Source organism: Specibacter sp. RAF43 (assembly GCF_052114065.1).
In the GTDB taxonomy this organism is placed as follows: domain Bacteria; phylum Actinomycetota; class Actinomycetes; order Actinomycetales; family Micrococcaceae; genus Specibacter.
Window position 1 is genome coordinate 33,349 of sequence record NZ_JBFREA010000003.1, and the last position, 22,924, is coordinate 56,272.

Sequence of the window (22,924 nt, forward strand, 5' to 3'; positions counted from 1 at the left end):
ACAATCCGGCGACGGGCCCTGGCGGCCGCCCCGGCCGGGGCCCAGAGTGGGGCCATGACGAGAAGATCCAGGGTCGGTTCGGCGGCCCGCCCCGCGGCCGCCGAATGGATGGGCCCGCAGCCGGATAGGGAACCATGGGTGCCGGGCGAGGGATCCACGGTGCTGCTGGTCTCGGCCGCGCCGACCCTGCAGGGTGCGGTGGGCCGTGTCTGCGCGGCGGCCGCCGTCGACCTCGTGGTGGTTGACGCCGTGGACCGGATCGGCACGGGCCGGGACGGGATCGCCGCCATCCTCATTGGCAGTGATGTGCGCGGCGGCCTGGCGGGCTGGCGCGGACCGACCGTGGTGGTGGGTCCGGCCGGGGACGCGGGGGAGATGTGGACCCAGGCGGCGCGGCTGGGCGCGGACAGGGTGGCGGTGCTGCCCGAGTCAGCCCAATGGCTGGCCAATCACCTGACCCGCTTGCGGAACCCTGCCGCGACGGCCGGCGTGGTGGGGATTGTTGGCGGCTGCGGCGGATCGGGGGCCTCGACGCTGGCCGCGCTGGTGGCGGCCGGCGCGGCCGGGCGAGGCATCAGGACGCTGTTGGTGGACGGCGACGGGTGGGGCGGCGGGCTGGAGGTGGCCTTGGCCGCCGAGGCCGTGCCCGGCCTGCGCTGGCCGGACCTGCTGCGCGCATCCGGGGCCATCAACCCGGAACAGCTGGCGGCGTCGCTGCCCGAGTCGTCCGGGTTTTCCTTGCTGTCCCGCGCCTCGGGCGCGGAGGGGGCCGGCCCGGGCCCGGCCGGCGTGGCGGCGGCCGCCGCCGAGGTGATGCGGGCCGCCCGGGGCGGCTTCGGGCTGGTGGTGGTGGATCTGGGCAGGTCCCSGGACTCGTTGGACGCCCTGGGCGTGCACTGCGATGGTTTTGTGGTGGTGGTGCCCGCCCGGCTGCGGGCGGCCGCGGCGGCGGCCTGCCTGGTGGCGCGGCTTCCGGCGGCTCCAGCGGGCCTGGTGGTCCGGGGCCCGCTGGCGGAGGGCATCGACGCCGGGCTGGTGGCCGGGTCCGTGGGAGTGCCGGGGCTGGGCGTGCTGCCCCGGCTGCGGCGGGTGGACGCGGCCCTGGCGGCGGGCAGGGTGGCGGATTTGGTACGCCGCCGCCCCGTCGGATTGTTGGTTGGCGACCTTGTGCACTGGCTGATGTCCGAGGGCGCGCCGGGCGGTACCGGCGGGCTGGGGAGCCCGGCGCCGTGACCCGCCATCGCGCCGGATCCGGCTCATCGCCCGCGGCCCGCCCCGGGGCGCCCGCGACGGTCGGGGGTCCGCCCATCGACCCCGCGCTCTTGGAAACGGTCCGGCAAACGGTGCTGGCCGAGTCGGGCCCGGTGACGGACTTGCGCGTTGCCACGGCCCTGCGCGGGAGCGGACGGCTCCTGGGCGCTGCCGGCTCCCTGGCCGCCATGGACCGCATCAGCGCTGAGCTGAACGGATTGGGGCCCCTGCAACCGCTGGCCCTGGATCCGCGCGTCACGGACATATTCGTCAATGCACCCGATTCCGTGTGGCTGGACCGGGGCGCCGGCCCGGAACGGGTGCGTGCCGGCTTCGAGAGCGAAGCCGCCGTGCGCGCCCTGGCCGTGCGGCTCATCGCCGTCGGCGGCCGGCGCCTGGACGACAGCTCGCCCTGCGTCGATGTGAGGATCGCCCCCGGATACCGGGTGCACGCGGTGCTGCCGCCCATCTCCTGCACGGGCACGTTGCTGTCCATCCGGATCAGGCGCCGCACCGTATTTACCCTCGCCGAATGGCGGGAGGCCGGCAGCGTGCACCCGGACATGGCCCGTGTGCTGGAGCGCATCATGGCCGCCCGGCTCAGCTTCCTCATCAGCGGCGCCACCGGGGCCGGCAAGACGACACTGCTCTCGACGCTCTTGGGCCTGTGCCCGGCATCGGAGCGGCTGGTGCTCATCGAGGACGCCGCCGAGCTCGACCCCGACCATCCGCATGTGCTGACCCTGGAGGCCCGCCACGCCAACACGGAGGGGACCGGCGTGGTGGACCTGGCGGAATTGGTGCGCCAGGCGCTGCGCATGACGCCCGGCCGCGTGATCGTGGGCGAGTGCCGCGGACCGGAGGTGCGGGAACTGCTCACGGCGTTGAATACCGGGCACAGCGGCGGCGGGGGCACCATCCACGCCAACAGCGCCCGGGACGTCCCCGCCCGGCTGGCCGCGCTCGGTGCCCTGGCCGGGCTCACCCCGCAGGCGGTTGCCCTGCAGGCCGCCAGCGCCCTGGATGTTGTGATCCATGTGGAGCGCTCCGCCGCCGGGCGCCGGGTGGCCGAAATTGGTGTCGTCGCCGCGACCGCCGGCGGGATGCCGGCCGATGGGTTGCAGGTGGTGCCGGCGGTGTCGGCGCCGCCGCCGGGAACCGGAGAGCCCGCCCTGGTCCGGGGACCCGGCTGGCCCACCCTGGCGGCCCGCCTCGGAATCGCCGCCCCGCCGCAGGGCCCGGCTTCGTCGTGACGGCCCTGGCGATTTTCCTGCTGGCCGCCGGCGCATGCCGGCTCTTGATCCGGCCCGGGCGGCCGTGGCCCGCGGCGCACCGACCCGCGGCGTACCGCTCCTTGCTGCGCCGGGGGAGCCGCGAGATGACGGGCGTGGACATGCCGCGCCTGATCCGGCAGCTGGCCGCATTGCTGGCCTCCGGACGGACGGGGCCGGCGCTGTGGACGGCGCTCGCGGTCGTTGCGGACAATGAGTACGGTGCTGCCGGGCCGCAGGGTCCCCGGGCACGGGATCGGCCGGAGTTGCGGCTGGTGGCGGCCACGGAGCGGGCCAGCCGGCTTGGCCTGCCCACCGCGGCGGCCCTGCGCACCGCCTGCCGCCAGGAAGCGGGGTCACACCCACGCGGCGGAGGCAGGTCTCGACCCGGCGAGCTGACCAACGCGCAATGGAACACCTGGCTGGAGCTGGCGGCCTGTTTTGAAATCTGCGAGGTCAGCGGGGCCCCCGTGGCGGCGGTCCTGCGGCGGCTGGCCGACCGCTTGGAAGCGATGGCCGATGCGGCGGCCCTGAGGGAAACGGCCCTGGCCGGCCCGCGGGCCACCGTCCGCCTACTCACCTGGCTGCCATTTGTGGGACTGGCGTTGGGCACGGCCATGGGCGTGGACCCGGTCGGCGTACTCGTGGGCGGTCCCGTGGGCTGGGGGTGTCTCGGCGCGGGGTTGGTGCTGGTGTGGCTGGGGCGTTGGTGGTCCACGACGCTGATTGCGGCCGCCACCCGGGGCACCGCCACGCGGAGGCCGTTTGGGGTCCGCCGGGCCGGGCGGACGCCCGGCGTCGCATGGTTTCCGGCGCCGTGATGGGCGCCGTTGCGATCTTCGGCCTGCTGGCGCTGGCGGCCGTCAGCTTCGCGGCGCCGGACGGTGCCGGCCGCTGGCAGAGTCTGGGGCGGGCCGGCGGGGACCGTGCGGGCACGCCCRGGCGCGGCGCCGGGGCCCCGCCCGGCGACGGAGACCCGCGTGCGCTCGCGGAGGCCGCGGTGGACGACGTCCCGCTGCTGCTGGAGCTGCTCGGGGCGGCCCTGGACGCCGGCCTGTCCCTGTCGGGGGCCCTGGAGCTGGTGGCCCGTGTTGCCACGCCGACCATCCGGGTCAACCTGGCACGGGTGGTGGCGGGGCTCCAGATCGGCGCCTCGTGGGAACACTCGTGGGCCGGCGTCCGGCACGTGGAGGCACTCGCGGAGCTGCACGCTGCGTTGGGCTTTGCGGCCCTGACCGGTGCCCCGGCGGCGCCCCTGCTGTATGCGGAGGCGGCCCAACGACGCCGGCAGGCGCAGCGGGGCGCCGAAAAACGGGCCGCGGCATTGGGCGTCAAGCTGGTGGTGCCGCTGGGGCTGTGCTCCCTGCCGGCCTTCCTCTGCCTCGGCGTCGTGCCCGTGGTGCTGGCCATGATCCCCACCTTCTAGCGACGGTTCCCCGTTCCGGCAAGATGGGCCGACTGCAGGGGATCCGGGGCCGGATTTCGCGCGGCGCCCCCTCCACAGGCGTACCCGGCCGCCGGACGATCCACCAATGGGGCAGGGGCTCTTTCCTGCCGGGAGGCGGGCCGGAAGAGTCGTCCATAGCCGCCGTTGCGGCGGCCAAGGAACAACCCCAAAGGAGTTGGCATGAACATCATCGAACCCTCCCGAAGTGCGGGCGGGGCGGACGCCGCCGCACCCGAGGCCGGCCGGGAGAACGTCCGGGAGATTTTTCCCGGTGCCAGCGCCTGGCCGCCCGTGGGGTCCCGCCGCGGCGGGTGGGGCCCGGACGCCGGCATGGCCACGGCCGAATACGCGATTGCCACGCTGGCCGCCGTGGGATTTGCCGGCCTGCTGGTCGTGATCCTCAAGAGCGACGAGGTTCGCGGATTCCTGCTGAACATCATCCGCTCGGCGCTGAGCTTTTAGCCGCGGCGCATCGTGTGCCACGATCAGCGCCGGCCCGGCCGCGTGCGGCAAATCGGTCGGAAAATCCGCCCTCGGCCGGGCCGCGGGACAGCCGTTCGCGGCTCCGTCACGGCCGAACTGGCGGTGGTCCTGCCCGCCCTGACGGTGTTGCTGGCCCTGCTGTTCCTGGGGGCAGGCGCCGCGATCCTCCAGCTCCGGCTGGAGGACGGTGCCCGGGCCGGGGTCAGGGCATTGGCCCGCGGCGAAGAATCCGCCCTGGCCGTGGAGCTGGCCACCCGGGCCGCCGGGGAGCAGGTGAGCGTCTCCCTCGGCGTGTCCGGCGGCTTCGCCACCGTCACGGTGACCGGCACGCTGTCCGGCCCGCTGGCCGGCCTGGTGCCGTGGCGCCAATCGGCCCGGGCCGACGCCCGGGTTGAGGTGGCGCCGGCAGAGGCGGCCTGCCGCCCGAGCGGGCCGGGTCCCGGCCGGCCCGGGTCGCATCCGGTGGCGCGGGCGGGGCCGTACCCACCGTGTACGGCCCCGCTGCGCGCCGATGCGAGACCATGGCGCTGGGTGTTTGTCGAGGAGACCCGTGCCGCGCTTTCCCGGGGCGTCGGCGCCGCGACCCGTCCGTCCCCCGTCCCCGGAGACGTCGCGCATGCCGGCGCCTAAGGGGCGGCGCGAGGCGGGCTCGGGAACGGTGCTGGCCGCCGGGCTGGCCGTCGCACTCCTGCTCCTCGTCCTGGCCACGGTGTGGCTGGGCCAGGCCGTGGTGGCGGCCGGCCGGGCCGCGACGGCGGCCGACATGGCCGCATTGGCCGCCGCGGACACCGCCCGCGGCCTGGCCGACGGCGAACCGTGCCGCAGGGCAGCCGAACTCGCCGCCCGCCAACACGCCACGTTGAGCCGATGCGCCGTCCTCGGGGCGGCGCGGGACACCGTGGAGGTGGCGGTCGAGGTCCGGAGTGCCGGGCTGCCGTGGCCGGCCCGGGGCCGGGCCCGGGCCGGACCGCCGCCGGCTACCGTGGGCCCCGAAGCCGGAGCAGGGGCCGCTGCCAGCCGGTAGGGGCGCCGACCCCGCGGTCAGGGCGCGTTCTTGAGCAGCACGTTGATCAGGCTGACGGCGCCGGCCTTGTCGAGCGGATTGTTCTTGTTGCCGCATTTGGGCGACTGCACGCACGACGGGCAGCCGGACTCGCACTCGCAGGCCCGGATGGCGTCCCGGGTTGCCGTGAGCCACACGCGGGCCATCGCGTACCCGCGCTCGGCAAACCCGGCCCCGCCCGGGTGCCCGTCATAGACAAAGATCGTTGGCTGGCCGGTGTCCGCATGGATGGCCGTGGACACCCCGCCGACGTCCCAGCGGTCGCTGGAGGCCACCAGGGGCAGCAGCCCGATCGCGGCGTGCTCGGCCGCGTGGAGCGCCCCGGGGAATTGCGGCTCCACCAGGCCGCCCTGGAGCAAGGTGGCGTTGTCCATGGTGAACCAGACGGCCTTGGTGAACAGGTCCCGGGCCCCCAGCTCCAGGGGTTCCTCGCCGAGGACCTCGTTGGAGATGAAGGCCTTGCGCTGAAAGGAGACCACCTGGGTGGTGACCTGCACCTCGCCGAAGTGGACCTCCACCGGCCCCCAGAGCTCGTGCTGCAGGGATTCGAGCACGGCAATCTGGGTGACGTCGCGGGCCGTGGTGTAGTAGTCGGGGTTGCCGCGGCGGACCAGCGCACAGTGGTCCTGCTCGTTCAGCTCGGCCACAACATAGGACTCGCCCTGGTGCACGTACACGGCCCCCTGGTGTGCCTGGTAGTGCGACTGTGGCGAATCCATGGTGCCCAGGAGCGCGCCGGTGTCGGCCTCGATGATGTTGATCGGCCCGCCGCCGTCGGCCCGCAGGTTCACCATGGCCGCCGCGCTCTGCGGGTGGGTCCAAAACCATCCGGCGGGGCGTTTGCGCAGATACCCGTCGGCGACCAGGCGGTCCAACAGCTTGGCGGCGGAGTGCGGGAAGATCTCCAGATCCGCGGCGGTCAGCGGCATTTCCGCAGCGGCGGCGCACAGGTGCGGGCCCAGCACGTAGGGGTTCGCCGGGTCAAAGACCGTGGCCTCGACGGGGACGTCAAAAATGGCCTCGGGATGGTGCACCAGGTACGTGTCCAGCGGGTCGTCGCTGGCGATGAACGCGGCCACGGCGTCCTGGCCGGCCCGGCCCGCCCGCCCGATCTGCTGAAACAGGGAGGCGCGCGTGCCCGGCCAGCCGGCGACCAGCACGGCGTCGAGACCGGAGATGTCGATGCCCAATTCCAGTGCGGAGGTGCTGGAGACCCCCAGCAATTCCCCGGATCGCAGCGCCCTTTCCAGGGCCCGTCGCTCTTCGGGCAGGTAGCCGGAGCGGTAGGCGGCGATGCGGCCCGGCAGGCTCGGATCCACCTCCGCCAGCAGCCGCTTGGTGGTGGCGGCGATGGTCTCGGCGCCGCGCCGGGACTTGATGAAGGCAATTGTGCGGACGTGGGCGGAGACCAGGTTGGCCATCAGGTCGGCCGTCTCGGCGATGGCGGTGCGCCGGGACCTGGCCCCGTTCTCGCCCTTGGCGTCGGTCAGTTCCGGCTCCCAAAACGCCACCGTGGTGGCCCCGTGGGGTGATTCGTCCTCCTGCACCGTGACGGCGGGGGCGCCGATGAGCCGGGAAAAGGAGGCGCCGGGATCGGAGGAGGTCGCCGAGGCGCCAATGAACACCGGATTGGCACCATAGTGGGCGCAGATCCGGCGCAGCCGCCGCATCAGGTTGGCCACGTGGGAACCAAAGACGCCGCGATAGCTGTGCGCTTCGTCGATGATGACGTATTTCAGGCGCCGAAAAAACCGCGCCCACCAGGTGTGGTTGGGCAGGATGCCAAAATGCAGCATGTCCGGATTGCACAGCACAAAATTGGCGTGGTCGCGCACCCAGCGCCGGTCGCCCGGCTCCGTGTCACCGTCGTACGTCGCGGCCCGCAGCGTCGGCAGGTGCAGGGACGCCAGGGCGGCCAGCTGGTCGGCGGCCAGCGCCTTGGTGGGGGAGAGGTACAGCGCCACGGCGCCGTCGTCCTCCAGCCGGCCCGGGTTGGCCAGGATCCGCAATTCGGCCCGATGAACCGCGTCCACGGCGGGCAGCTGGTAGGCCAGCGACTTCCCGGACGCCGTCCCGGTGGCAATGACCACATGCCCGCCGGCGTGGGCGGCGTCGGCCCCGGCGATCTGGTGCCGCCACGGGGCGTCCACGCCCAGCAGCGCATAGGCGGCGAGCAGATCCGGATGCGCCCAGGCCGGCCACGGGACGGTCACCGCCTGGCGGGCCGGGATGCGGCGGACGTGCTGAAGCTGGGCCGGTGCGTCGCCGCGGCCCAGCAGCGAAATCAGCGAGTTGTTGGCGGACACTTGCATCATTGTGTCACCGCCCCTTCATGATCGCTTCCAGCCGGGCGCGCGGCACCAGGACCGTCACCGGGCTGATGCTGCGCCACCCCATCTTGTAGTAGAGCCGCTGCCCGTCGGTGCTCGCCAGCAGCAGCCCGGTGGCGACCGGGTGCTCCTTGGCGCGGGCGGACAGGGACTGCATCAGCAGCCGCCCGTAACCGCGACGCCGGTGCGCGGCTTTGGTCTCGATCTGGTCGAACACGGCGTAGTCGCCGTAAATGGCCACCGTTCCGCTGGCCAGCACGGCATCGCCGCGCACTATGGCCATGGCATAGCGGGCCTGGCAGGCGGAGGCGGTGTGCCGCCCGTCCATGGGGGTCACGCGAAGGGACAGCTCGGGGTCCCCGAGAAACGGATCCTGGTTGTCCTGGGTCTCCATGCCCACCACCATGAACTGCTCCGAGGCGGAAAGCATGCCCAGCCCCGCCAGGTGCGCCTGCGCGACGTACCGGTGGATGTCCGGGCCCAACACGCTCATGGCCCGGCGCGGCGCCCGCGCCACCACGGCGGCCAGCGCGGCAAACGGTGCGGGCTGGGGGTCGCAGATGAAGTATTCCCAGTCGCCGCTGCGATCAAGGCGCAAGGCGGCCGGATGACCGGTGTCAAATGAGGTTTTGTAGCTGCGCAGCGCCGTCCACCCGGTAAACCAGGCCGCCAAAAGTTCCTCAAGTTCGGTCGAACCTGTTGTCATGGTCAAAGCCTATGCCCCGAAGTCCCGCCGCGCGGGCTCCCAACCCGCTTCCAACCGGTCGGCGCTCGGAAGGCGGTCCGAAGGTGGCCGGGCATTTGGCGCCACCCCGTAGGCTTAAATACGTGGCCCTGAATCGAATCGTGCTCTTTTATGGCTTTACCCCCCTGCCGGATCCCGAGGCCGTTCGCCTGTGGCAGCGCGCCCTGTGTGAAAAACTCGGGCTCCGCGGGCGTATCCTGCTCTCGCCGGACGGCATCAATGCCACGGTGGGCGGCGAGCTCAACGCCCTCAAGCAGTATGTGAAAACCACCCGCGAATACGCCGGGTTCCACGGGATCGACGTCAAGTGGTCCGACGGCTCCGCGGCGGACTTCCCGCGCCTGAGCGTGAAGGTGCGTGAGGAACTTGTCAGCTTCGGCGCACCGGGGGAACTGGTGGTGGATGCGAACGGCGTCGTCGGTGGCGGCAGGCACCTCGAGCCGGAGGAACTGCACCAACTCGTGGCAGCCAAGCAGGCCGCCGGGGAGGACGTGGTGTTCTTTGACGGCCGGAACGCCTTCGAGGCGCAGATCGGCAAGTTCAAGAACGCCGTCGTCCCGGACGTCGCCACCACCCACGACTTCATCGGCGAGCTGGACTCCGGCAAATATGACGGTCTCAAGGACCAGCCGGTGGTCACCTACTGTACCGGCGGAGTCCGCTGCGAGGTGCTCAGCGCGCTGATGGTCAACCGCGGCTTCACGCAGGTGTACCAGCTGGCCGGCGGCATCGCCCGCTATGGCGAAACCTTCAAGGATGCCGGCCTGTGGGAGGGGTCTCTCTACGTCTTTGACAAGCGCATGCACATGGAATTCAGCGACGCGGCCGCCACGATCGGCCGCTGCGTCCGTTGCGCAGCGCCCACGAACAAGTTTGAAAACTGCTCCAACCTCAGCTGCCGCAACCTGAACCTGTATTGCGCCGACTGTGCCGCGGACCCGGGGACCCTGCAGTGCCCCCAGGGGTGCACGGACTAGGCCCCACTGCCCGTTGTCCCGGGAGCCGGGCGGGCGGGGCCCGGCCTCACACCGCAATCAGCTCCCGTGCCGGGCCGTCGTGCAGAGCCAGGTAGACCCGGTTGCGCAGCCGGTTCGCCTCCGTGGCGGTCAGGGTCCGCTCCAGCGACTGCAGCGTCAGCCGCACCAACACATTCGCCCGGCCGGAGCCCGGCACCAGGCCCAGGCGGGCGGCGGCAGCGGCGGGCAGCTCGGCGGCCGGCGTCACGGCCAGCACCTCCAGCCCGGCCAGCACCTCCGCGTCCGCACCCAGGGCGGACCGGGCCGCGTCCCCCAAAACCTCGGCATCGACGTCGTCCGCGCACACCAGGGACAGGTCCCGCCGCACGGGCGGCATGGCGGAGACCGGCCGGTACGGAGCGAGGTCGGCCATCTGGGCGGCCACGCGGGGATCGGCGGAGCGCAGCAGGCGGATGTCGTCAATGCCCTTGCGCAGCATGAGCGCCCGGTCCAGGCCCAGGCCCAGCGCCAGCCCGCCCCAGCGCCGCGGGTCAAGCCCGGACGCCCGCAGCACCGAGGCCGCCACCAGCCCGGCCTCGGCCAGTTCCAGCCACTCCCCGCGGACCTGCACGTCCAGCTGGACGCCGGCCGTCGTGTAGGAATGCGTGGTGGGCACGGCCCGCCAGCGCGCGCCCGGCAGGACGGCCTCGACCACGGTGCCCAGCATGTCCATGAGCTCCGGCACGCCCAGCGGCGCGCGGGAGCGCAGCCGCCACAGGTCTACCTGGTGCGGGGTGCCCACGTGGGTGCGGTCCACGGCATCGCGCCGGTACACGAGCCCGGGCAGCACGTGCAGGGTGTCGTAGCGGCCCAGCTCGGGGCGCAGGGCGTCCAGCACGGCCGGCACGCCCGCGGAGGTGTGGCTGCGCAACATGACGGTCGGGCTGACATGGCGGGAATAGCGCGCGTCCCGGGTGATGTCCGTGGGGGCGTACCCCAACCGGTCATAGTTGTCCCGCGTGGCCACCAACGGGTTGTGCCGGTGCTCGGCAACGGGCACGCCCCAGCGGGAGGCCAGCGCACCGGTGACGTTGGCCAGCAGGGTGGACAGGGCGTGGCCGGCGGCGGGGTCGCTCAGGTCAACGATGCCCAGGGCGGCATTAAGTTCGGCAAGGGAAAGGTGGGTGTGCATGGTGAATCCTTCAAGTCCGGGTGCGGTGGGCGGGGGACCCTCAGCCGCGACCGGATGGACTCAGCGCGTCAGCGAAGCAGCCCAGGCGGCCGGATGCGGCCGAGGGCAGGTAAATCGCTGGATGGTGTGCATGGCTCCATCATAGGCCAGCCGGCCGCGGCCGGAATCGCTAGGCTGGTCCAATGACCGATTTCGCCGCCGTCCTGGACGCGCCCCGCAGCGACCGGCCCGCCCTGCTGGCCGCGCTCGCCGCCGGCTTCGCCGCCGTGGACTACACGGTCGACGGCGTCGCGGCACTCTTGGGTGCCGAGGCCCACCAGGCGTTGGAGCGGGACCAGACCGTCCCGGCGTCGCTGGCGCTGCGGGAGCGCGCCGAACCGCTGGCCACCGTGGTCCGGCTGTGGCTGTTGGCCGAACCCGTCACGGCGGCCGCGCTCGCCGCGGCGCTGCCCGGCATCGGGCTCGAGGCCCTTGCCGCCCTCGGGCTCCTCGAGGGCGGGCCGGACGGGATGACCGGCACGGTGCGCGCGGCCGTCGACCTGCGCCCCTACGGCTGGCCGGCCGAGGCCCCCGACCGGACCGGCACGGATTTGTGGGTGGCCAGCGACCTCGGCGCCCACCAGCGCCCCGGCGTGCTGCGCCCGGACCACGTGCTGGGCATCGGCCAGGCGTCTCTGACGCTCGCACAGGCCACCATCCGCCGGCCGGCCGGGCGGGCGCTGGACCTTGGCACCGGCTGCGGCATCCAGCTCTTCCACCTGCTCCAACACTGCCGCTCCGTGGTGGCCACCGACATCTCCGTCCGCGCCCTGGCCTTCACCCGGTTCAACCTTGTGCTCAACGCCCCCGCGCTGGGTCTGGTCCCGGCGGATTTCGACCCGGCCAACCCGGGCGCGCGCGTCTCGCTGCGCCTGGGCAGCCTGCTGGCCCCCGTGCGGGGCGAGACCTTTGACCTGGTGGTCTCCAACCCGCCGTTTGTCATCACGCCCCGGCACCGCGGCGAGCGGGCCCGGGACCAGTTCACCTACCGCGACGGCGGACTGGCCGGGGACGCCATCGTCGAGACCCTGGTCCGCGGGCTCCCCGACGTGCTGGCAGCGGGGGGCATCGCCCAGATGCTGGGCAACTGGGAGATCGCGGCGCACGCCCCTGGCCGCACGGACGACGCCGGCACCCCGGCGGCGTGGTCGGCGCGCCCCCGCCGGTGGGTGCCGGAGGGCATCGAGGCCTGGTTCATCCAGCGCGAACAGGTCAGCCCCGGCCTCTACGCCGAAACCTGGCTGCAGGACGCCTCGCAGGGCCGCGACGCGGAGAGCTATGCGCTGGCCTACGCCGACTACCTGCACGACTTTGCCTCCCGGGACGTGGCGGGGATCGGATTCGGCTACATCCTGCTGCGCCGGCCGGTTCCGTTCGTCCCCGCCGCGGACGCCGGCCGGACACGGTTCGAGGAGATCTTGTACCCGATCGAGCAGCCGGTGGGCCCGCACCTGGCGGCCGCCCTGGACCGGGAAGACTGGCTGGAGGCCCACCCCTCCCTTCTGGATGAACGGCTCGTGGTGGCCGATGACGTCACGGAGGAACGCCACCAAAAACCCGGCGCCGAGCATCCCGGCGTGATCTTGCTGCGCCAGGGCGCCGGACTGCGCCGCACCAACCTGCTCAGCACCGAGCTGGCCGGTTTTGTCTCGGCCAGCGACGGCGAGCTGACCGTCGGAGCGCTGGTCGGCGCGCTCGCGGCCCTGCTCGAACGCGAGGACGCCGACTTTGCCGCGGCGTTGTCCCGGGATATCCGCAACCTGGTGCGGGACGGGTTCCTGCTGCCGGTTGAGGGCCTCCCCGGCCTGCCATGAATCGCGCGGCCCGCCTGCGACGTTCGTCACTATCGCCGACCTCCCGGCGGCGCTCCGGTCTCCCAGGGCCGTCACGCCTGAACGTGTTTGGCCGCCGGTGCCATGTGCGGCAGGCGGCCAGGCCGGGGCCCGGAATCGGGGGCGGAATCCGGTCCCGGTTTCTTGCCCAATACGCGTTCGCGGTAAAAATATGGTGAACTAGGCTCTTGGGGGCGCCGTCCGCCCACCTCTCATTCCATGTAGGAGTACCGTGCCCAGCAAGGCAGCAGCCAGCAAGCCGAAAACCGGCAAGAAGCTCGTCATCGTCGAGTCCCCTGCCAAAAGCAAGACCATTGGCAAGTACCTTGGCGAGGGATTCGTCGTCGAGGCCTCGATCGGCCACATCCGTGACCTGCCGCAGCCCTCGGACCTGCCTGCTGAGTTGAAAAAGTCCTCGATCGGCAAGTTCGCCGTCGACCTGGAAAACGGCTTCAAGCCGTACTACGTGGTGTCCCCGGACAAGAAGAAAAAGGTGGCCGAGCTCAAGGCGCAGCTCAAGGACGCCGACGAACTCTACCTCGCAACCGATGGGGATCGCGAGGGCGAGGCCATCGCGTGGCACCTGCTGGAAGTGCTCAAGCCCAAGGTGCCCGTGCACCGGATGACATTTGCCGAAATCACCAAGGAGTCCCTGCAGCGCGCCCTGGGCAACCTGCGAGAGCTGGACACCGACCTCGTCGACGCGCAGGAAACCCGCCGGGTCCTGGACCGCCTGTACGGCTACGAGATCTCCCCGGTGCTCTGGCGCAAGGTCTCCCGCGGGCTCTCCGCCGGCCGCGTCCAATCCGTGGTGACCCGGATGGTCGTCGAACGTGAACGCGAGCGCATGGCCTTCCGGTCCGCGTCATACTGGGACCTCACCGGTACCTTCACCCCGGCCGCGGCCGCGGGGGACTCCTTCAAGGCCAAGCTGGCCGCCGTCGACGGCTTGCGCGTCGCGACGGGCCGGGACTTCAACGACGCCGGCGCCCTGACCGGCCGGAACGTGGCGCACCTGGACGAGGCCGCCGCGACGTCGCTCGCCGCGGCCCTGCAGCAGGCCGACTTTGCCGTCCGCTCCGTTGACCACAAGCCCTACACGCGCCGGCCCGCCGCGCCGTTTACGACCTCAACCCTCCAGCAGGAGGCAGGGCGCAAGCTGCGCTTCACCTCCAAGTCGACCATGCAGATCGCCCAGCGCCTGTATGAAAACGGCTACATCACGTATATGCGTACGGACTCGTCCGCGCTCAGCGATGAGGCCGTCAACGCCGCCCGCCGCCAGGCCTCCGAGCTGTACGGGCCCGAGTTCATCCCGGCCGCCAAGCGCGTCTACGCGAACAAGAGCTCCAACGCCCAGGAAGCCCACGAGGCCATCCGCCCCGCCGGGGACGCCTTCCGCACCCCGGCGCAGGTGGCCGGTGCGCTGCGCGGGGATGAATTCAAGCTGTACGAGCTGATCTGGAAGCGCACGGTCGCCTCCCAGATGGCCGACGCGAAGGGCTCGACGGCGACCATCAAGCTCGGGGCGGTCACGGCCGACGGGCGGGACGCCGAGTTCTCCGCCTCCGGCACCGTCATCACGTTCCGCGGCTTCCTGGCCGCCTATGAGGAAGGCCGCGACGAGTCCCGCAACGACGCGGACGACTCGGACCGCCGGCTGCCCAATGTGCAGGCCAGGGACGGGCTCACGGCCGCCGACGTCGTTGCCGCCGGGCACGAGACGTCCGCGCCGCCGCGCTTCACGGAGGCGTCCCTGACCAAGGAGATGGAGGAGCGGGACATCGGCCGGCCCTCCACCTACGCGTCCACGCTGTCCACCATCATGGACCGCGGCTACGTGCGCAAGCAGGGCACCGCCCTGGTGCCCAGCTGGGTGGCTTTCTCGGTGATCCGCCTCCTGGAGCAGCACTTCACGTCCTACGTTGACTACAAGTTCACCGCCGGCATGGAGACCGGCCTGGACCGGATCGCCAACGGCCAGGACAAGGGCTCCGAGTGGCTCAAGCACTTTTACTTTGGCGGTGAGGGCGACGACGGCCTGCTGAGCATTGTGAACAACCTCGGGGAGATCGACGCCCGGGACATCAACTCGGTGCCGATCACCGACACGCTGGTGCTGCGCGTGGGCAAGTTTGGCCCGTACCTGGAAAGCACCGTGCCCACGGTGGACCCGAAGACCGGGGAGATCATTGAGTCCGCCCGGGCCAACGTGCCCGAGGACCTGGCCCCCGACGAGCTCACGCCCGCCAAGGCGCAAGAACTCATGGAGACCGCCGCGCCCGAGGAGCGGGTGCTCGGCGTGGACCCGGCCAGCGGGCGCACCGTCGTGTCCAAGAACGGCCGCTACGGCGCCTACGTCACCGAGATCATCCCCGAGCCGACCGAGGAGGAACTCGCGAACCAGCCGGTGGAGTATTACAAGAACGGCAAGCCGAAGCCGGCCAAGAAGCCGGTGAAGGTCAAGCCGCGCACCGGCTCCCTGTTCAAGAACATGACCGTGGACACCGTCACCTTGGACGAGGCGCTGGCCATCATGAGCCTGCCGCGCGTGCTGGGCACGGACGCCGAAGGCGTGGAGATCACCGTGCAGAACGGGCGGTTCGGCCCGTATCTGAAGAAGGGCACGGACTCCCGCTCCATCGGCACCGAGGAGGAAATCTTCACCATCACCCTCGCGGACGCCCTGGCGATCTACTCCCAGCCCAAGCAACGCGGCGCCCGGGCCGCGGTGCCCCCGCTGGCCGAATTCGGCGAGGACCCGGTCTCCGGGAAGAAGATCGTGGTGAAGGAGGGCCGCTTCGGCCCGTACATCACCGACGGCGTCACCAACATCACCGTGCCCCGCGACACGGACGTCCAGGAGCTGACCCGGGAGACCGCCGTCGCACTGCTGGCGGACAAGCGCGAACGGGGGCCGGTCAAGCGCACCGCCAAGGCGCCGGCCAAGAAGGCCCCGGCGAAGCGGAAGGCCGCGGCCAAGAAATAGGGCGCGCCCCTCGCGGGGCGTCCCCGCGCGGGGCCCCCGCGAGCTCCGGCGGGGACGGGAACGTATTCCCGGGGGCAACGCGGGATAATGGGCACATGAGATTAGGCGTGCTCGACATTGGTTCCAACACGGTCCACCTGCTGCTGGTCGATGCCCGCCCCGGGGCGAAGCCGGAGGCCTATGCGTCGCACAAGCGGCCGCTGAGCCTGGTGCAGTATTTGGACGGCGACGGCAACATCACCGACGAGGGCCAGACCGAATTGATCGAGTTTGTCCTGGAGGCGTGGGAATTTGCGGCCAAGCACAAGGCCAAGGACCTGCTGGCCTTTTGCACCTCGGCCATCCGGGAATCCACGAACGGTGCCGCGGTGCTGGAGCGGGTGCGCCATGAAACCACCGTCCGGCTCACGGAGCTGACCGGCGACGAGGAGTCGGCCATGACGTTCTTTGCCGTGCGGCGCTGGCACGGCTGGGACGCGGGCACCCTCTTGAACCTCGACATTGGCGGCGGCTCCTTTGAAATCGCCCAGGGCTCCAATGAACTTCCGGACCTGGCCCACTCGGTGCCGCTGGGTGCCGGGCGGCTCACCCGCGACTGGCTGAGCGAGGACCCGCCCACGGCCAAGAGCGTCAAGGAACTGCGCCGGCACATCAAGTCCACGCTCAAGGCACCCGTTGCCGCCACCCAAAAGCTGGGGCCGCCGACCCTCGTCACGGGCTCGTCCAAGACGTTCCGGGCGTTGGCGCGCATCACGGGGGCGGCGCCGTCGTCCATGGGGCCCTACGTCAAGCGCGAACTGCACCTGACCGACCTGGGGCTCTGGACGCAGCGGCTGTCCGCGATGTCCTCCGCCGACCGGCTGCACCTGCCGGGGGTTTCCCAGGCCCGGGCCAGGCAGGTGCTCGCCGGCGCGCTCGTGGCGCAGGCGGCGCTGGAGATGTTCAAGGTCCAGTCCCTTCAGATCAGCCCCTGGGCGCTGCGCGAGGGCCTGATCCTGCGCCGCCTGGACCAGCTCGTCTTTGACGGCCCGCTGGACCCGCCGGCGCACGTTGGTAAACTGACGAATTCGGCAACAGTTTAGGCAGCCATGACACCCTCCTCGTCGGATTCGCGCACCCCACCGGCCCCCGGGCCCGCATCGGCCGGACCCGGCCGACCGCCCACGGGCCGGCACATCCCCGTCGCCCTGTCCACGGCCTCGGTGTACCCGTTGTCCGTCCACGACGGCTTCGCGGTGGCCGCCGACCTGGGCTACGACGGCGTGGAAATCCTCGTCACCCACAACGGGGTCAGCCAGGACGCGCGGGCCCTGATGGCCCTGGCCGAGCGGTACGACCAGCCCATCGTGGCCATTCACGCGCCCACGCTGCTGCTCACCCAGCAGGTCTGGGGCAGTGCATGGAACAAGGTGCAGCGCTCCGCGCAGATGGCGGTGGACGTGGGCGCCGACGTCGTGGTGGTGCACCCGCCGTTCCGCTGGCAAAACGACTACGCCGAAACCTTCGCCCACGGGGTGCGGGACATCGCCGATGCGTTCGGCGTGCGCATCGCGGTGGAAAACATGTACCCGTGGCGCGTCCGGGGCCGGGAGGCGCTGGCCTATCTGCCGCACTGGGACCCGGTGCCGCAGGACTATGTGGACGTCACCTGGGATTTCTCCCACGCGGCCACCGCCGAGGCCTCCAGCCTGGACGCCGTCAAGGCCCTGGGAGGTCGCCTGCGGCACCTGCACCTGACCGACGGCACCTCCACCGGCAAGGACCAGCACCTGATTCCCGGCCACGGGAACCAGGAATGCGTCGAGGTCCTCAACCACATCGCCCATAACGGGTTCGACGGCGCCGTGGTGGCCGAGATCTCCACCCGCAAGGCCAAGGGTGCCGGGCAGCGGGAGGAATGGCTGGCCGAATCGCTGGAATTCGCCCGCGTCCACCTGGGCCAAACCCTGCCGTAGCCTGGGCCAAACCCTGCCGTAGGCGGTGGCGAAACCCGGGGCCCGGGGCGGAACCGGCCTTAAATGCGAAATCGCCGAAGAACGTGGCCGGCGGACGGGGGGAACGCTGGCCAGGTTCTTCGGCGATTTGACTGGCCTTCAGGACAGGTCCAGTCCGATCATCACTCGCACCCTTATGAGGTAATGCAACTCTAGAAGCCGACGTTGGGAGCAACCGGAGTGCGGGCTGGGCATTGGCTGTTAAAACAGGGCTGTTAAAGCAAGGCGCCGGAGGCGGAAGCTGGATCTTGGGGGAAAATCCAGGCCGCCTCCGGCGCGCGGACCGCCTGCCGGATACAACAGCCGGTCCGCCATCACTTGCACCTATATGAGGTAGTTAGAACTGTAGGGACCCATCCTGAGCGAAGTCTTGCGCCCGGCTGGGAATTCTCTGGCAGTGCGCGCCGGTACCGTGCCGCCGGTGCGCCAGCCTCCCGCCGGCGTCGGAGCGCCGGACGATTCCGCGGTTGCGTGGCACCTGCCGGGCAGGAAAGGATGGGGACATGACCAAAAAGATAGTATTTCTAGGCTGCGGGTCCATGGGTGAGGCGATACTGACCGGGCTCCTTGCCGCCGGGACCGCCCCACAGTCCGTCACCGTAACCGTCCGGCGGACCGAACGGGCCGAGGAGCTGGCCCAGCGCCACGGGGTGACGGCGCTGGCCTCCAACGAGGAACCCCGGGCCAACTCGCAGGCCGTCTTGGGAGCCGGCGCCGTGATCCTCGGGGTAAAACCCGTTGGCACGGCCGAACTCTGCCGCGAGATTGCCGGGGACCTGGACCCGTCGGCCGTGGTCATCAGCGTCGCCGCCGCCGTCTCCCTGGAGCAGCTCCAGGGCGCCCTGAAGCCCGGGCAGCCGGTGGTCCGGGCCATGCCCAACACGCCCCTGAAGGTGGGCCGCGGCGTCGTCGCGCTGTCCCCGGGCACCTCGGTGGATGAGCACAGCCTCGCCGCCGCGCACGAAATTTTTGACGGCTCCGGCGTGGTGCTGGACGTCCCGGAAGACCAGCAGGACGCGGTCTCGGCAATCAGCGGCTCGGGTCCGGCCTATGCGTTCTACTTGGCCGAGGCCATGGCGGCCGCGGCGGAGAACTTTGGCCTGTCCGCTGAGATTTCCCGGATCCTGGCCCGGGAAACCGTGGCCGGTGCCGGGCTCATGCTGGCCGAGCCGGGCGCCGACGCGGCCACGCTGCGCCGCGGCGTGACGAGCCCCAACGGCACCACCGAACAGGCCATCGCCACCTTCGATGCCCAGGGACTGGCGGCCATTGTCTCGGCCGGCGCGCAGGCTGCCGCCGCCCGGGCCGCGCAGATCACGGCCGAACTCGCCGGCCAGTAGCGGTTCCGCGGCCGGTACGGACATTCGCGGGGGAAAATAACGCCCGCGAATGTCCGGTTCGGCCGCCCGCTCAAGAAGCGGGGGCTCCGCCCGCCTCCAGCGCCAGCAGCAGTGCCTTCGCCGCCGGGCCGCCCAAGTACGCCCCCTGGCTGCCGTCCGAGCGGATCACCCGGTGGCACGGGACCACCAGGGGCAGCGGATTCCGGGCACACGCCGTCCCCACGGCCCGCACCGCCCGCGGGCTGGACGTCATGGCCGCGACGGCCGCGTAGCTGGCCGTGTGCCCGTAGCCGATCGAGGGCAACCGGGCCAGGACCTCGCGCCGGAATCCGGCGGCAAGGCGGAAATCCAGCGGCAGGTCAAAGCCGCGCCGTCGCCCCGCAAAGTATTCGTCCAGCTCGCGGGCCGCGGCGTCCAACCGGGCCGGGGCGGCGAGGATGCGCGGGCTGACGGTCGCGGCCAGCTGCGCCAGGACGGCATCGTGCCCTTCCACGGCAAATGCCACCCGCACCAGCCCGGCTTCGGTCCCGGCCAGCAGCAGCGTGCCCACCGGCGAATCCATGAGCCGGTACGCCACGTCCACCAGCCCCTCGGCCTGTGCCGCCGCGCCCAGCGAGCGGCGCAGCCGCGCCACCGCCTCGCCCTCATCCGCCGCCGCCGCCGCAAGCTCGGCCGGCAGGCCCACGTTCGTGATCATTGCCCGATCCCTTCCGCCATGTGCCCTGCACCCGTTCCCGCCAGGCGGGCCCGCAACGCCTTCATCCCGTCGGCGGCCGCCCGCCGCGCCGCGGCCTCGGAATTTCCCAACAGTCCCGCCACGGCCGCATACGACAGGCCGGCCAGATGGCGGTACACCACGGCCTCGCGCTGTTTTGGCGGCAGCCCGCCCAGTGCGCCCCACACCAGGGCCGCGTCCTCGCCCGCCTCCACGGCGCCCACGACGTCGTCCGCACCCCCCGCCTCGCCCGCCCCGTGGGGGCCGAAAGCGTCGCGGTCGCCGGCGAAGCCGGCCGGGACAGGCAGCCGGGCGGACCGACGGTGGTGGTCCATGGCCTTGTTCCGGGCAATGGTCACCAGCCAGGCCTCAAGGTTGCCGATTCCGCCGGACGGCTCGTAGGCCCGCAGCGCCGCCAGGAAGGTTTCCTGCCATACGTCGTCGGCGTCCTGCATGCCCACCAGCGCCCGGCACACACGCAGCACGGCCGGTCCGTGGGTGGTCACCACCACCTCAAACGGCGGCAGCGAGTCCGCCGGGCCCCGCCGTGCCGCGCTCAAAACAACGCTTCGGTGTGTGTCCTGGACGGGTTTTCCAACTCCAGCAGGAACTCCTTGCGCTCCAGCCCGCCGGCGTACCCCACCAGGGACCCGTCGGCGCCCACCACGCGGTGGCACGGGACGATGATGCTGATGGGGTTGCGACCATTGGCCGACCCCACCGCCTGCGCCATGGAGCGGTCGCCCAACAATGCCGCCAGGTCCCCGTAGCTGCGCAGTTCACCGTACGGAATCTCCCGCAGCGCGTCCCATACCCGGCGCTGGAACGGGTTCCCGGCCGGGGCCAGCGGCACGGAAAATTCCCGCCGTTCGCCGGCAAAGTATTCACCCAGCTGTTCCACCGTCGCAGAAAGCACGGGCGAGGCGGAGCCGGCCACCCGGTTCCCGAACGTCTCCCAGGCCGGGCGGCGCCTGTGCTCCGCCATGTACACGGCCGCCAGCCCGGCGTCGTTCGCCACGGCGGTGAGCGGGCCGATGGGTGAGTCAAATACTGTGTACAAACTCATGTGAACATTACCTCCCTGCCCTGTAGACGCCGGCCGGCCAAAAAACGTGAGGTCAGGGCCGGGCGGCGAAGCGTTCGAGCAGGTCCACGTAGCCGGAGACGATGAGCATGTCGCGGCTGGAGACCCGGGTGTGCGGCTGTGCGTAGGTGAAGTCCTCGCCCGGGGACTTCACGCCCACAATGGTCACGCCGTACTTTTGGCGCACCTTGGATTCGGCCAGCGTGAACCCCTGCGTCTCCTTGGGCGGATACATCTTCACGATCGCGAAGTCGTCGTCGAATTCGATGAAGTCCAGCATGCGCCCGCCCACCAGGTGCGCGGCCCGGACACCGGCGTCGGCCTCCGGATAAATGACGTGGTTGGCGCCGATGCGGGTGAGGATCTTCCCGTGCGACTGCGTGATCGCCTTGACCCACAGGTGCGCGATGCCCAGGTCCACCAGGTTGACGGTGATCAGCACGCTGGATTCGATGGAGGTGCCGACCCCGACGACGGCGGAGGCGAAGTCCTGAGCCCCGAGTTGGCGCAGCGCGTCGATGTTGGTGGCGTCGGCCTCCACGACGTGGGTCAGGACGCCGGCCCATTTTTGCACCAGCGCCGGGTCCCGCTCGATCGCCAGGACCTCCCGGCCCTGCTTGACCAGCTGGTCGGCGGTGGCCGCACCGAACCGGCCCAGCCCAATCACCAGGACCGGTGAGTTGTGCGGCGGGCGGTTGTTGGAGCTCGTTTTGTCAGCCAATGATCGGCCTTTCTTCCGGGTAGTGGAAAAGTTGGCGGCGCTGCCGCAGCGCCAGCGCGGAGGCCAGCGTGATGGAGCCGACGCGGCCCAAAAACATCATGGCGCTCAGGACATACACGCCCGACGGCGGCAGCTCGGCGCTGAGCCCCGTGCTCAGCCCCACGGTGGCGAAGGCCGAGAGGGTCTCAAAGAGCACCCGGTCCAGGCTTTGGCCGCTGATGGCCAGCAGCAGCCCGACGGCGACCATCACGAACGTGGCGCCCATCATGATGACGGAGATGGCCACGCGCATGGTGCCCTGGGGAATGGTGCGCCCGTACACCTTCACGTCCGAGTCGCCGCGGGCCTCGGCCACGATGGCCAAAAACATGACGGCCAGCGTGGTGACCTTGATGCCGCCGGCCGTGGACGCGGATCCGCCGCCCACAAACATGAGCGCGTCCGTGAGCAGCATGGTGGGGGTGTGCATGGAATTCATGTCCACCAGGTTGAAGCCGAGGGAGCGGGTCATGATGGAGGCAAAGATGGAGTGCGTGACCTTGTCGCCCACGCTCATGGTGCCGATGGTGGCCGGGTTGGTCCATTCGAAGGCGCCCCACAGGACGGCTCCGGCCACCAGCAACACGAAGGAGACCTGGATGGTCAGCTTGGCGTGCAGCGTCCAGCGGCGGACATGGTGGCGGACGGTCAGCAGCACCATGAGCACCGGAAAGCCGAGCGAGCCGATGAACCCGCCGATCATGAGCGGGACCAGGATCCACAGGTCCGCCTCGTAGGGGACAACGCCGTCGGAATGGGGTGTGAAACCGGCGTTGTTGAAGGAGGAGATGGAGTAGAACGCGGCATGCCAGATGGCTTCGGGCAGGCTCTCGCCCAGGATCAGGAAGCGCGGTGCCAGGGCCAGGGCCAGGACCAGCTCAATGGCCACGGAGGTGGTGATCACGATCCGCAGCAGGGTACCGACCTCCCCGAGGCGGCCGGCGTTCATGGCCTCCTGGGCGATCAGCTTGCCGCGCACGCCCAGGCGCTTGCTGACCATCAGGGACATCAGGGAGGCAAGCGTGAGAATGCCCAGGCCGCCGACGAAGATGCCGATCAGGATCACCAGCTGGCCGAAGAACGACCAATGCAAGGCGGTGGAGACGGTGGTCAGCCCGGTCACGCAGACGGCGGACGTGGCCGTGAACAAGGCGTCGTGGAAGGCCGTGACCTTCCCGTCGGTGGCGGCCGCCGGCAGGGAGAGCGTGAGCGTGAACGCCAGGATGACCAGCGCGAAGACGATCAGTGCAAGCCGGGCGGGGGAGCTGTTGGCGAACCGGTCCACAAAGTCGCGGATTGTGACGACCACGGCCCGCGGAGTCAGGAACCGTGCCGGGAGGGTATTTGTAGTGGCCAACGCCGTGTTGCCCCTCCTGCCCGTAAATGTCTTGTGCAAGCCGCGATACGGCATTGGCGCCCCGAGTTGGGTAGCC

21 protein-coding genes are annotated in these 22,924 nt (G+C 71.1%); 13 read left to right on the forward strand and 8 right to left on the reverse strand.

Annotation, left to right across the window (positions count from 1 at the left end):
* Positions 1 to 54 precede the first annotated feature (54 nt).
* From ssd to AB4Y80_RS02540, 7 genes are all read left to right on the forward strand, one after another.
* On the forward strand, positions 55 to 1,233 hold the full coding sequence (gene ssd / locus AB4Y80_RS02510; RefSeq protein ID WP_442211735.1) for a septum site-determining protein Ssd: 1,179 nt from the start codon (positions 55 to 57) through the stop codon (positions 1,231 to 1,233).
* A complete protein-coding gene (locus AB4Y80_RS02515) occupies positions 1,230 to 2,504 on the forward strand; it encodes a TadA family conjugal transfer-associated ATPase (protein ID WP_442211737.1) in 1,275 nt (424 codons plus the stop codon). The genes ssd and AB4Y80_RS02515 overlap by 4 nt, the downstream gene beginning before the upstream one ends.
* Positions 2,501 to 3,343: a type II secretion system F family protein gene (locus AB4Y80_RS02520; RefSeq protein ID WP_442211738.1), complete on the forward strand. Its 843-nt coding sequence runs from the start codon at positions 2,501 to 2,503 to the stop codon at positions 3,341 to 3,343. Before AB4Y80_RS02515 ends, AB4Y80_RS02520 begins: the two co-directional genes overlap by 4 nt.
* The gene (locus AB4Y80_RS02525; RefSeq protein WP_442211739.1) at positions 3,325 to 3,948 is read left to right on the forward strand and encodes a type II secretion system F family protein; all 624 of its coding nucleotides are present in this window, start codon (positions 3,325 to 3,327) and stop codon (positions 3,946 to 3,948) included. Before AB4Y80_RS02520 ends, AB4Y80_RS02525 begins: the two co-directional genes overlap by 19 nt.
* 201 nt (positions 3,949 to 4,149) lie before the next feature.
* Complete coding sequence (locus AB4Y80_RS02530) at positions 4,150 to 4,431, forward strand: DUF4244 domain-containing protein (RefSeq protein WP_442211740.1); 282 nt, start codon at positions 4,150 to 4,152, stop codon at positions 4,429 to 4,431.
* Between the two features lie 42 nt (positions 4,432 to 4,473).
* Complete coding sequence (locus tag AB4Y80_RS02535; RefSeq protein WP_442211741.1) at positions 4,474 to 5,082, forward strand: TadE family type IV pilus minor pilin; 609 nt, start codon at positions 4,474 to 4,476, stop codon at positions 5,080 to 5,082.
* Positions 5,069 to 5,476 (forward strand): Rv3654c family TadE-like protein, encoded by a 408-nt coding sequence (locus AB4Y80_RS02540; RefSeq protein ID WP_442211743.1) that lies wholly within the window; start codon positions 5,069 to 5,071, stop codon positions 5,474 to 5,476. Before AB4Y80_RS02535 ends, AB4Y80_RS02540 begins: the two co-directional genes overlap by 14 nt.
* Before the next feature lie 17 nt (positions 5,477 to 5,493).
* Here the strand turns inward: AB4Y80_RS02540 and AB4Y80_RS02545 are convergent, their stop codons facing one another.
* A complete protein-coding gene (locus tag AB4Y80_RS02545; RefSeq protein ID WP_442211744.1) occupies positions 5,494 to 7,830 on the reverse strand; it encodes a DEAD/DEAH box helicase in 2,337 nt (778 codons plus the stop codon).
* A 4-nt stretch (positions 7,831 to 7,834) separates the two neighbouring features.
* Positions 7,835 to 8,551: a GNAT family N-acetyltransferase gene (locus tag AB4Y80_RS02550; protein WP_442211745.1), complete on the reverse strand. Its 717-nt coding sequence runs from the start codon at positions 8,549 to 8,551 to the stop codon at positions 7,835 to 7,837.
* Between the two features lie 122 nt (positions 8,552 to 8,673).
* On the opposite strand from AB4Y80_RS02550, the gene trhO reads away from it, so the two are divergent.
* A complete protein-coding gene (gene trhO / locus AB4Y80_RS02555; protein ID WP_442211746.1) occupies positions 8,674 to 9,567 on the forward strand; it encodes an oxygen-dependent tRNA uridine(34) hydroxylase TrhO in 894 nt (297 codons plus the stop codon).
* Positions 9,568 to 9,613: 46 nt separating this feature from the next.
* Here the strand turns inward: trhO and srmL are convergent, their stop codons facing one another.
* Positions 9,614 to 10,738, reverse strand: coding sequence for a PheS-related mystery ligase SrmL (srmL, locus tag AB4Y80_RS02560; protein WP_442211747.1), 1,125 nt, complete (start codon positions 10,736 to 10,738; stop codon positions 9,614 to 9,616).
* Between the two features lie 182 nt (positions 10,739 to 10,920).
* On the opposite strand from srmL, the gene AB4Y80_RS02565 reads away from it, so the two are divergent.
* The 5 genes from AB4Y80_RS02565 to proC all read left to right on the forward strand — a co-directional run bounded on the left by AB4Y80_RS02565 (position 10,921) and on the right by proC (position 18,932).
* Positions 10,921 to 12,591: a DUF7059 domain-containing protein gene (locus tag AB4Y80_RS02565; RefSeq protein WP_442211748.1), complete on the forward strand. Its 1,671-nt coding sequence runs from the start codon at positions 10,921 to 10,923 to the stop codon at positions 12,589 to 12,591.
* 250 nt (positions 12,592 to 12,841) lie between these two features.
* Positions 12,842 to 15,598 (forward strand): type I DNA topoisomerase, encoded by a 2,757-nt coding sequence (gene topA, locus AB4Y80_RS02570; protein WP_442211749.1) that lies wholly within the window; start codon positions 12,842 to 12,844, stop codon positions 15,596 to 15,598.
* A gap of 95 nt (positions 15,599 to 15,693) precedes the next feature.
* Positions 15,694 to 16,680, forward strand: coding sequence for a Ppx/GppA phosphatase family protein (locus tag AB4Y80_RS02575; protein WP_442211750.1), 987 nt, complete (start codon positions 15,694 to 15,696; stop codon positions 16,678 to 16,680).
* Positions 16,681 to 16,686: 6 nt separating this feature from the next.
* Positions 16,687 to 17,553: a sugar phosphate isomerase/epimerase family protein gene (locus AB4Y80_RS02580; RefSeq protein ID WP_442211751.1), complete on the forward strand. Its 867-nt coding sequence runs from the start codon at positions 16,687 to 16,689 to the stop codon at positions 17,551 to 17,553.
* A gap of 542 nt (positions 17,554 to 18,095) precedes the next feature.
* Positions 18,096 to 18,932, forward strand: coding sequence for a pyrroline-5-carboxylate reductase (gene proC / locus AB4Y80_RS02585; RefSeq protein WP_442211752.1), 837 nt, complete (start codon positions 18,096 to 18,098; stop codon positions 18,930 to 18,932).
* 70 nt (positions 18,933 to 19,002) lie between these two features.
* On the opposite strand, the gene AB4Y80_RS02590 is transcribed toward proC, so the two are convergent.
* The 5 genes from AB4Y80_RS02590 to AB4Y80_RS02610 are packed head-to-tail and all read right to left on the reverse strand — an operon-like array spanning position 19,003 to position 22,902.
* Positions 19,003 to 19,629: a methylated-DNA--[protein]-cysteine S-methyltransferase gene (locus AB4Y80_RS02590; protein WP_442211753.1), complete on the reverse strand. Its 627-nt coding sequence runs from the start codon at positions 19,627 to 19,629 to the stop codon at positions 19,003 to 19,005.
* Positions 19,626 to 20,207, reverse strand: a complete 582-nt coding sequence (locus AB4Y80_RS02595; RefSeq protein ID WP_442211754.1) for an RNA polymerase sigma factor — start codon at positions 20,205 to 20,207, stop codon at positions 19,626 to 19,628. Before AB4Y80_RS02595 ends, AB4Y80_RS02590 begins: the two co-directional genes overlap by 4 nt.
* Positions 20,204 to 20,713: a methylated-DNA--[protein]-cysteine S-methyltransferase gene (locus tag AB4Y80_RS02600; RefSeq protein ID WP_442211755.1), complete on the reverse strand. Its 510-nt coding sequence runs from the start codon at positions 20,711 to 20,713 to the stop codon at positions 20,204 to 20,206. The genes AB4Y80_RS02595 and AB4Y80_RS02600 overlap by 4 nt, the downstream gene beginning before the upstream one ends.
* Before the next feature lie 52 nt (positions 20,714 to 20,765).
* Positions 20,766 to 21,452, reverse strand: a complete 687-nt coding sequence (locus AB4Y80_RS02605) for a potassium channel family protein (RefSeq protein ID WP_442211756.1) — start codon at positions 21,450 to 21,452, stop codon at positions 20,766 to 20,768.
* Positions 21,445 to 22,902 carry a TrkH family potassium uptake protein gene (locus AB4Y80_RS02610; protein WP_442211757.1) on the reverse strand — a complete coding sequence of 486 codons (1,458 nt, stop codon included), beginning with the start codon at positions 22,900 to 22,902 and terminating at the stop codon, positions 21,445 to 21,447. The genes AB4Y80_RS02605 and AB4Y80_RS02610 overlap by 8 nt, the downstream gene beginning before the upstream one ends.
* Positions 22,903 to 22,924: the final 22 nt, after the last annotated feature.